The sequence below is a fragment of the Acetomicrobium mobile genome (assembly GCF_937920065.1).
In genome coordinates, this window is the sequence record NZ_CALETC010000032.1 from 1 (window position 1) to 2,295 (window position 2,295).

At 43.7% G+C, this 2,295-nt stretch carries 3 protein-coding genes; all 3 read left to right on the forward strand.

The genetic code is table 11. The annotated features are described in order from the left end of the window. A partial coding sequence (locus tag Q7P41_RS01315; RefSeq protein ID WP_303881557.1) for a hypothetical protein occupies positions 1-538 on the forward strand: 538 nt, incomplete at its 5' end. A 17-nt stretch (positions 539-555) separates the two neighbouring features. Continuing rightward, positions 556-1,431: a UDP-3-O-(3-hydroxymyristoyl)glucosamine N-acyltransferase gene (locus Q7P41_RS01320; RefSeq protein ID WP_303881558.1), complete on the forward strand. Its 876-nt coding sequence runs from the start codon at positions 556-558 to the stop codon at positions 1,429-1,431. Positions 1,432-1,613: 182 nt separating this feature from the next. Continuing rightward, positions 1,614-2,295 (forward strand): glycosyltransferase family 4 protein (locus tag Q7P41_RS01325; protein WP_303881559.1); only part of this gene is annotated, 682 nt, incomplete at its 3' end.

Below are 2,295 nucleotides of genomic sequence, written 5' to 3' on the forward strand. Positions count from 1 at the left end.
AAGCACCTATTTTGTGTTGCCAAATTCGCCGTTGTACAATTTGCTCGAAGATGAGGTTACCGAGATATTATCCAAAATCAGAAGCATGGGTCATTGGATAGGTTTGCATGTTGACTTGGCTAATACGCCTTTATTGGAAGACAAAACAATTGAGGAAGTGACCGAGATCTTGTTTCGGTCATTCTCTGCGCTGCTTCCTTTTGAACCCGTTATTTCTTACCATCGCCCTGCCAAGGAGGTTTTTGGTTTGGCCTTTGAGTCTCTTGCCAATACGTACGAGGATCGCTTTTTCAAGGATATTAAATACCTTTCGGATAGCAGGAAAAACTGGCGTGAGGGGTGCCCTTGTCAAGTCATCTTGGAAGGCAAATACGAGCAACTTCAGTTACTAACGCATCCCGTTTGGTGGGGCACGGAAGATGATCTATACTTCTTTGGTAGGGAGATTATAGATAATAGAGTCATCAAGTTAGTCGGCTATTTAGCGGATAATGTTACTCCTGTCAAAGTGTTAAAGGATAGTGACCATGTGAAGTAAAATAGGAGGTGATTGTTATGGTAAGGGCAAGCAAGATTGCGCAGTTCCTCAACAAAGAGCTTAAAGGCCCGGATATCGAGATTGTAAAACCTTGTTCTGTTAAAGACTTACAGCCAAAGTGCATCACCTTTGCCAAAAACTTTTCGGACGATATTTTAGAATGTCTAGTTCGCAATGAGGAATGTCTAGCGCTTGTAACTACAGAATACGAAGGAAAGATAAATTGCGCACACATAGTGTCAGATAATCCTAGGCTTGACTTCGCAAGGACAATAGCACATTTTTTCCAACCAGCTATTAAGGCAGGTATAGCTAAAACAGCGATCTTAGGGGATAATGTGAAAATTGGCGAAGGAGTAACCATTGGAGAATATTGTGTGATCGGTAATAATGTTTCCATCGGGAACGGAACTGTAATAAGAAATCACGTTGTAATATATGACGGTACAGTGATAGGCAATGACTGTTTAATTAGGTCAAGCACGATCATAGGTGAAGAAGGCTTTGGGTTCGAACGAGACAAAGATCAGGTTCCCATAAGACTCCCGCACCTTGGAAGAGTCGTGATTGGAAATAACGTCGAAATAGGAGCACTAAGTACCGTTGCGCGAGGAACTTTGGATGATACTTGGATTGGCGATAATGTTAAGATCGATGACCACGTGCATATTGCGCATAATGTCCACGTTGGGAAAAATACGATAATTACGGCTTGTTCTGAGGTTAGCGGGAGCACTTCCATTGGAGCTAATAGTTGGTTGGCGCCGAATTGTTCCATAATGAACGGCATCTCCTTAGGCGAGAATGTGTTTGTTGGCTTAGGCGCAGTTGTGACGAAACCGGTAGAAAGTGGTAGGGTAGTGGTAGGAAATCCTGCTAGGGTGCTAAGATAACATCGAGAGTGTTTTTGTCTCAGATTATGTACGTGTTTTTCTCAGAGGGTAGGGCATTATGGTTGAAGTGATTTGTTCATTAACAAGTTTTTTTCGAAATACGCAGTTTTTGCCGTGTTTTCAACAGTGACGTGGAGTTTGATTGGGCATTGCGACCTATCGTAGTCTAGGAGGGCAGATGAGTGGGGAAAACGCTTTGGATACTGAATCATTACGCTATCAGTCCCGATATGCCTGGGGGCACCAGGCATTTTGATTTGGCCTTGGAGCTTGTAAAGAAAGGACACGATGTAACCATTTTTGCTTCCGGTTTTAATCATGCTAGTCGAAATTACGTAAAGATTCGGCCTGAAGAAAGAATGAAAGTCGAAACGTACGAAGGCGTCCGTTTCATTTGGATTAATACCTTTCCATATGCAGGCAATGACTGGCGCAGAGTGGTGAACATGATTTCCTACGGTTGGCGAGTGTTGGGCTGTGACCGAGGCCTCCCTAAACCTGATGCGATTATCGGGTCTTCCATGCACCCTTTTGCGGCTTTGGCCGGTTGGTGGTTAGCCCGCAGACATAAGGCTAGATTTGTTTTTGAAGTTAGAGACCTGTGGCCGCAGACGGCTGTAGATATGGGGGCAATCAAAGAAAGCAGCTTGCCCGCCAAATTGCTTTATGGCTGGGAAAAATTTCTGTATAAAAGGGCGGAAAAGATTATTGTGTTATTGCCATATGCTAAAGAGTATATAGTTGGCAGGGGTATAGACCCCGAAAAGATCTTTTGGCTACCAAACGGCGTAAATTTAGATGGGTTCGATCACCCTTCACCTCTTGATCCTGGATCTGAGGTTGGAAAGGCTTTTGAGGAATACA